This window comes from Deinococcus sp. (genome assembly GCF_018260405.1).
Taxonomy (GTDB): Bacteria; Deinococcota; Deinococci; order Deinococcales; family Deinococcaceae; genus Deinococcus.
In genome coordinates this window covers 21,270-27,470 of sequence record NZ_JAGLBG010000031.1, presented here as the reverse complement: position 1 = coordinate 27,470, position 6,201 = coordinate 21,270, and the positions used below count along the sequence as shown (strand labels likewise).

Here is a 6,201-nt window from a genome sequence, read left to right as displayed (position 1 = left end):
CAGTTGGGACAGATCTTTTGCGTAATGTCCCTACTCTACCCCTTTCCGCTTCGCAAGTCCCCCTGCTGAGCAGTTACAAAGGCTCTGTTGTTTATGGCCTTTTTATGCCGAGCGGAGCGAGTGACTTTGAATGAGCAGCTGGAATAATGGAGCCGTTTGGGGTGGGGTTCCACAAATGGCGTAATTATGCAAGCTGCTTTGGACTGTAGGCACAGACCATGACGACACTGACAGACTTGCGGGACGATCTGAACTACGACGCCTGGGCCAATGCCCGCGTACTGCGTAGCCTGGAAGCGGCGCACGGCGCACCGCAGCAGGCTGTGCGACTCCTGGGGCACGTTCTGGGGGCACAGCGGGTCTGGCTGGCCCGGCTGCGCGGCCAGGACACTTCGGCGGTCGCCATCTGGCCCGAGCTGAGCGCGAACAGGGGCACGAACCAGCCGGAACCGATTTCATCACCTTCGTGCGGGAAGGGCGGCCCCGAATCGGCATTCAGATCGGGTAGTACGTCCGCGCCCGGCCTTTAATAAAGTCGCGGGTCGGCAGCCAGATCAGCGGATTGCGCTCCTCGCACTCGGGCGGCGGGCCGTAGCGCACCAGACTCTCGACCTGCTCGAAGGGCACCCATTTGACGCCCACCACTTCCGGATCGGTAGGGTCAAGGTCACCGCTAAAGTGCGCGGTGAAGCGCGAGAACATGGCGTAGCACTCGTTTCTGGTGCCGCTCAGAAACTCGCCTTCGAGCAGACTGATAAAGTTCAGATCGGTGACGCTGAGGCCCGTTTCGACCCTGACCTGGCGCACGGCGGCGTCGGCAAAGGTTTCGCCCGCCAGCGCCTTGCCGCCCGGCAGACCGTAGAAGATGCTGCCGTCGTCCATCTTTTCCTCGACCAGCAGCAGCTCGTTGGCGTTCCGGACCAGATAGACGTGCGCGGCGCGTTTGAGGGGCAGGGTACGCGACAGGTGACTCATTGCTCCGTAGTCTAGCGGGCCTGCCGCGCTGCACGTGCGGGTTCTCCCAGACAATAGACCTCCTGCGAACGTCGCCGCATGGTTGGCCAGCAGGGCTCTGGGGGTCAAAAGGCAAGGGGCCTAGGGGCAAAAACTGCCCAGGCTGAAGGGTTTACAGGGGGCCATAGGCCAGCCCTTGTCGCAGCCAAACCTCAAGGCCGCACTCAGCCTGTTGCCCCGGCGTACCCGTACAGTAGGGGCATGACCAGACCCGAACGCGACGATATGGAAGGCATTCCCGGCGAAGTGGTGGACGAAGGCACCACCGGCGAACTGCTGAACGACAAGATGACTGCCGAGGACGTGCTGCGCGACAACGCCGCCGCCAACCAGACCAACGTGAACGACGAACCCGGCTTCGACGACGGGCAACTCGGCGGCAGCGACGGCGAAGACCGCCAGGGCGACCCCAACAACGACGGCGACAGCGACCTTGAAGGCGACGCCAGGGGGGGCACGGGCGCGGCCAAAAGCGGCGGTGTGGACGGCGGCCCGGCTCGCAAAAAGCCTCTGCCTGGGCAAAAGTAAAGCTGTAGGACACCAGAACCAAACAAGGAAGGCGCGGGGCCATGAGCCTGTGCCTTCCTGTTTTTTGCGCTCAGACTTAGAGCTAAAGTCTGGGCAATGGCGCAAGCATCACCGGGCAGGGGCCGACTTATTCGGCGTGATCGGTGTCCTTGAACAGCGGCAGATGCCCCAGCGCCGTGACTTCGGGCCGCTGATCGCCTTCGGTGAACACGGCCAGCACTGCCGTAAGTTCGCCGCCTACCTTGCTGATGATGTGCTCCAGTGAGTGCAGGGTGCCGCCGCTAGACACCACGTCGTCTACGATGGCGACCTTGTGGCCCCTGATCTTGGGCACGTCGAAGCCGTCAAGCACCAGCAATTGCGGCGTGCCAGTGGTAATGCTCACGACTTCCTCGGCCACCGGATTGACCATGTAAGGCTTGACAGTCTTGCGAATCACGATGTAGGGTTTGCCGCTTTCCCGACTGATAACGTGCGCCAGCGACAGCGCCTTGACCTCGGGCGTCACCAGTACCTCGACCTCGGGGGGCAGCAATTTGGCGAGGGCTTTCCCTGCGGCCTCGGTGACTTCGGTATCCCCGAGCATGTTGAACAGGGCCACGCTGGTCCCCGGCGCTACCTGAACGACGGGCAGTTCGCGGGTCACGTCGCCCACTTTCACTAGGTGCGTTTTCACCGGCCCAGTTTAATACGCTGGCCTGACCTACATGCCCATACTGTGGCGTATGCTCATTGCCCAGCTTAGCGACACGCACGTCGACCTGTCCCGCCCGGCCAAGGCACAGGCCCTCCAGCGGGCCGTAGCTCACCTGAACCAGTTGCCGCTGCGACCCGACGCCGTGATCGTCAGTGGCGACTGCGCTGAGCACGGCCCGCCCGGCGAATACGCTCTGTTCCGGGAACGGCTTGCCCCGCTGCCCATGCCCGTATACGTCATTCCGGGCAACCACGACCAGCGGGACGAACTGGGCCGCGCCGTGGGACCACAGGGTACGCAGGCGCTGGACGGCTTTATGCAGTACGTGGTCGAGTGTGACCCGCTGCGCCTCATTGCGCTGGATACCCATGTGCCCGGCGAAAGCGGCGGCCTGCTGTGCGAAAAGCGGTTGGGTTGGCTGCAAGACCGCCTGAGCGAAGCCCCGCAGACGCCCACCCTGATTTTTATGCACCACCCGCCGCTGGTCACGGGTATACAACCGGTAGACCGCACCGAGTTGGAAGGGGCCGGGGCTTTCGCCGACATCATCCGGCAACACCCGCAGGTGCGGCGCGTGGTGGCGGGGCACATCCACATGAGCACCGTCCAGCACCTTGCCGGAACCGTTCTGATGACCTGTAGCGGTACCGACGCGGCCTGGCTGCCCGATCTGGGCCAGCCTGCCAAGGTGCTGGCGCAGCAGCAACCCGCCTCTTGTCTGCTGCATTACTGGACTCCGGCAGATGACCTGCTGACCTACACCAGCGTAATCGGCCAGTATGGGCTGGTTACGCAGCACGACGGTGTGCAGTGGATCTGATGGCCCAGGTCGGCCCCCACGACAGGGACAGCAAGGCGGCTTGGCGGGCGTGGGCCTTCGCTGCCCGCCCGGCCATTGCCGATCAGTCCGGACAGGTCACGGCGCACCTGCGAGCGTTTTTACAAGCTCAGGGTGTCCGGCGTGTGCTGGCCTACCACCACCTGCCCGGCGAACCGGACGTGTCGGGGCTGCGCGGCGAATTCGAGCTATTCACGACCCGCACCCGCTTTAGGCCCCAGCCTCACCTGACGCTTCATGCCTGGGACACGGCCACCGAACGCAGCAAGGCAGGCTACCTTCAGCCGCCTGCCGACACGCCGCAGGTCCCACTAGGCAGCGTCGAGGCGGTGCTGCTGCCCGGCCTGGCCTACGACCTGCGCGGCGTACGCCTGGGCTACGGCGGCGGCTTTTATGACCGCCTGCTGCCGGGGTACACCGGCCTGACCATAGGCGTGGTCTGGTCAGCGCTGCTGGTGCCCAGGCTGCCTAGCGAAGCACACGACTGCCGCGCCGGGTACCTGGCCACCGAGCGGACTTGCAAAGCGGCGAGGCAAAGCGAGTAGGCACAAAGAGCTTTCGGTGAAAGTGAACCGGTAGAGCTGCGAAGCAGAGTGAATCTGGACGCTTGACCCGCGTCACGGTAGCCAGGAGCTACCCAACAACCAGAACACAGGGGCCAGAACACAGCGGCCAGGACTCCACGGCGCAGGAACCCCCCCGGCTCCGGCTTGCGCGTCAGGGGCAGGGAGATGACTCTAGAGCTCTGGCCGTCAAGCTGACGGGGTGCGCCGCTAGGTCACTGAATTCGGCCCGCGCTCATCTGTGCCTCAGCAGGTCGGCGGCGATGATGACCTTCTGGATTTCGCTGGTGCCCTCGTAAATTCTCAGCAGGCGCTGGTCACGGTAAAAGCGCTCGAACGGCGCGTCCTTGACGTAGCCCATGCCGCCCGCTACCTGCACGGCCTTGTCGGCCACCTGCGAGAGCATCTCGGTGGCGTGGTACTTGGCGACGCTCGCCATACGTTTGACGTCCTGGCCCTGATCCACCATCCAGGCGACCTTTTGCCACAGCACGCGGCTGGTCTGAATGGCGATTTCCATCTCGGCCAGCATGAACTGCACCGCCTGAAACTCGGCGATGGGCTTGCCGAACTGCTCGCGGGCCTGGGCGTGCGCCACCGAAAGGTCGAGCAGACGCTGCATGGCTCCGGTGCTGCGGGCAGCGATCCCCACGCGCCCGTTGGTCAAAATGCCCAGCGCCTCGCGGTAGCCCTGGTGCTCGGTACCCAGCAGGTTAGCCGCCGGAATTTCGGCGTCTTGAAAAATCACCTCGGCGCTCAGTGCGCCCTTCTGGCCCATCTTATCGTCGATCTTGCCGATGCTGACGCCGGGGGTAGTGCGCGGCTCGATCAGGAAGGCGCTCATGCCGCGTGGCCCCTGCGTGGGGTCGGTGATGGCGATGACCGTCAGCAGACCGGCAATCGGCGCGTTCGAGATGTAGTGCTTGGTGCCGTTGAGCACGTACACGTCGCCTTTCTTTTCGGCGCGGGTGCGGATGTTGGCCGCGTCGCTGCCGCTGCTCGGCTCGGTGATGGCAAAGCCCGCGACGCACTCGCCCGCTGCCATTCGGGGCAAAAAGCGTTTTTTCTGCTCCTCGTTGCCCAGCTTGACCAACCCACTGGTACCAATGCTGGCGTGCGCCGAGATCATGCCGCCGAAGCCCATGTGGCCCTGGCCCATCGCCTCGTACACCGAGCAGCGCCCCAGGCTGCCCAGTCCCACGCCGCCATACTCCTCGGGAATGCTCAGGCCAAACAGCCCCAGGTCGGCGGCAGCTTTCATCAGCTCAGGCGGCACGCTGTTGGTTTCCTCGATCTCATGGGCACGGTCTTCCACGCGTGTCAGCACAAAATCGCGGATGGTCGCCTGCATTTCCTGCAAGTCCCTGGGCAGATTAAAGTTCATTTGGTCAATCCTACGTCCTGACCCGCCATTAGACCTCTTGCCAAAGTTTCCCGGTGATTCTCATGAGGTTTACTCCTACTCTCCCTGCTCGGCTCTCCCTACTCGGCGAGAGTGGGGAGGCGGGGTGGCCCGACCCCCCACTTTTGCAGGAGGTCTATTCAAAGGCATAACCCGGTGGGTGGGGTGAGGTTGGCGTGGAGTTCGCAGAGTCATAGTCACGCAGTCATACAGTCACGTAGGCAATAAGCACATAGGCAATAGGCACGGGCGCACTTCCAATTGGGTAGCCGCTTTTGCTATGCTCTTACGGTTGCATGTCTGCCCCTGCCCCTGACGCCTCATCGGGCAAGACCCCACGGGTCAGTGCGTAGCGAGAGCGTGACAGCGCAGAAGTTATTAGGGCAGAACCCCGAAAGGGCAGTACCTAAGGAGAGCCTCATCATGGAAATGACCGTCAAACCCCGCACCAGCCAGGAAAAACTGGCTGAAGGATTTATCCCCGCCGTCGCCTACAACAAGGAAAAGAACATTTCTTTTGCCCTCAACCGCAAGGAATTCGACCGCGCTTTCCGCCGCACCAGCACCACTGGCCTGTTCGACATCACCGTCGAAGGCGGCGAAACCTTCCCCGCACTGGTCAAGGCCGTGCAGATGGACAAGCGTAAGCGCCTGCCCATTCACGTGGACTTCTTCATGGTGACCTACGGCGAAGCCATCGAAGTCAGCGTGCCCGTGCACACCACCGGCAAGAGCCAAGGCGAAATCGAAGGCGGTCTGGTCGACATCGTGACCCACCAGCTCCAAATCGTGGCTCCCGGCCCACGCCGCATTCCGCAGGAACTCGTGGTAGACGTGACCAAGCTCAAGATCGGCGACCATGTCACTGCTGGCGACATCAAACTGCCCGAAGGCTGCACCCTGGCCGCCGACGCCGACCAGATCATCATCAGCGTGCTACCCCCACGTCTGACCGCTGAGGAACTACAGGCCGAAACGCAGGCCGCTCAGGTGGCTGGTCTGGTGGCCGCAGGCGAGCTGTCCGAGGAAGCTGCCGCCGCTGTTCTGGAAGGCGACGCCAGCCTCGAGGAAGCCAAAGCCGAGACCGAAGAAGGCAAGGATCTGGACAAGGACAGCCCCGAGGCCTAAGGAAACCGCAGCTGATTTTTCCTGCTGCCGG

General features: G+C 63.2%; 8 protein-coding genes. 5 read left to right on the top strand and 3 right to left on the bottom strand.

Going from position 1 to position 6,201, the window contains the following annotated elements:
- Positions 1 to 218 precede the first annotated feature (218 nt).
- On the top strand, positions 219 to 530 hold the full coding sequence (locus QZ269_RS05875; RefSeq protein ID WP_291425305.1) for a hypothetical protein: 312 nt from the start codon (positions 219 to 221) through the stop codon (positions 528 to 530).
- Here QZ269_RS05875 and QZ269_RS05870 read toward each other — a convergent pair.
- Positions 496 to 975 (bottom strand): NUDIX hydrolase, encoded by a 480-nt coding sequence (locus tag QZ269_RS05870; RefSeq protein WP_291425303.1) that lies wholly within the window; start codon positions 973 to 975, stop codon positions 496 to 498. The two genes, QZ269_RS05875 and QZ269_RS05870, sit on opposite strands and share 35 nt — an antisense overlap.
- Before the next feature lie 240 nt (positions 976 to 1,215).
- Here QZ269_RS05870 and QZ269_RS05865 point away from each other — a divergent pair, with 240 nt between their 5' ends.
- Positions 1,216 to 1,542 carry a hypothetical protein gene (locus QZ269_RS05865; RefSeq protein WP_291425301.1) on the top strand — a complete coding sequence of 109 codons (327 nt, stop codon included), beginning with the start codon at positions 1,216 to 1,218 and terminating at the stop codon, positions 1,540 to 1,542.
- 127 nt (positions 1,543 to 1,669) lie between these two features.
- Here QZ269_RS05865 and QZ269_RS05860 read toward each other — a convergent pair whose 3' ends face one another.
- On the bottom strand, positions 1,670 to 2,218 hold the full coding sequence (locus QZ269_RS05860; RefSeq protein ID WP_291425299.1) for a phosphoribosyltransferase family protein: 549 nt from the start codon (positions 2,216 to 2,218) through the stop codon (positions 1,670 to 1,672).
- Between the two features lie 49 nt (positions 2,219 to 2,267).
- Here QZ269_RS05860 and QZ269_RS05855 point away from each other — a divergent pair, with 49 nt between their 5' ends.
- Both QZ269_RS05855 and QZ269_RS05850 read left to right on the top strand, forming a co-directional pair.
- The gene (locus tag QZ269_RS05855) at positions 2,268 to 3,059 is read left to right on the top strand and encodes a phosphodiesterase (RefSeq protein ID WP_291425278.1); all 792 of its coding nucleotides are present in this window, start codon (positions 2,268 to 2,270) and stop codon (positions 3,057 to 3,059) included.
- Positions 3,059 to 3,622 (top strand): 5-formyltetrahydrofolate cyclo-ligase, encoded by a 564-nt coding sequence (locus QZ269_RS05850; protein ID WP_291425308.1) that lies wholly within the window; start codon positions 3,059 to 3,061, stop codon positions 3,620 to 3,622. Before QZ269_RS05855 ends, QZ269_RS05850 begins: the two co-directional genes overlap by 1 nt.
- Before the next feature lie 253 nt (positions 3,623 to 3,875).
- On the opposite strand, the gene QZ269_RS05845 is transcribed toward QZ269_RS05850, so the two are convergent.
- Positions 3,876 to 5,024 carry an acyl-CoA dehydrogenase family protein gene (locus QZ269_RS05845; RefSeq protein ID WP_291425276.1) on the bottom strand — a complete coding sequence of 383 codons (1,149 nt, stop codon included), beginning with the start codon at positions 5,022 to 5,024 and terminating at the stop codon, positions 3,876 to 3,878.
- Positions 5,025 to 5,465: 441 nt separating this feature from the next.
- Between QZ269_RS05845 and QZ269_RS05840 the strand changes: the two genes are divergently transcribed.
- Positions 5,466 to 6,170, top strand: coding sequence for a 50S ribosomal protein L25/general stress protein Ctc (locus tag QZ269_RS05840; RefSeq protein WP_291425274.1), 705 nt, complete (start codon positions 5,466 to 5,468; stop codon positions 6,168 to 6,170).
- Positions 6,171 to 6,201 lie beyond the last annotated feature (31 nt).

Excerpts from the sequence above, each read along its gene's own strand:
- QZ269_RS05875 (WP_291425305.1), top strand. The coding sequence starts at position 219 with ATGACGACACTGACAGACTTGCGGGACGATCTGAACTACGACGCCTGG.
- QZ269_RS05870 (WP_291425303.1), bottom strand. The coding sequence starts at position 975 with ATGAGTCACCTGTCGCGTACCCTGCCCCTCAAACGCGCCGCGCACGTC.
- QZ269_RS05865 (WP_291425301.1), top strand. The coding sequence starts at position 1,216 with ATGACCAGACCCGAACGCGACGATATGGAAGGCATTCCCGGCGAAGTG.
- QZ269_RS05855 (WP_291425278.1), top strand. The coding sequence starts at position 2,268 with ATGCTCATTGCCCAGCTTAGCGACACGCACGTCGACCTGTCCCGCCCG.
- QZ269_RS05850 (WP_291425308.1), top strand. The coding sequence starts at position 3,059 with ATGGCCCAGGTCGGCCCCCACGACAGGGACAGCAAGGCGGCTTGGCGG.
- QZ269_RS05845 (WP_291425276.1), bottom strand. The coding sequence starts at position 5,024 with ATGAACTTTAATCTGCCCAGGGACTTGCAGGAAATGCAGGCGACCATC.
- QZ269_RS05840 (WP_291425274.1), top strand. The coding sequence starts at position 5,466 with ATGGAAATGACCGTCAAACCCCGCACCAGCCAGGAAAAACTGGCTGAA.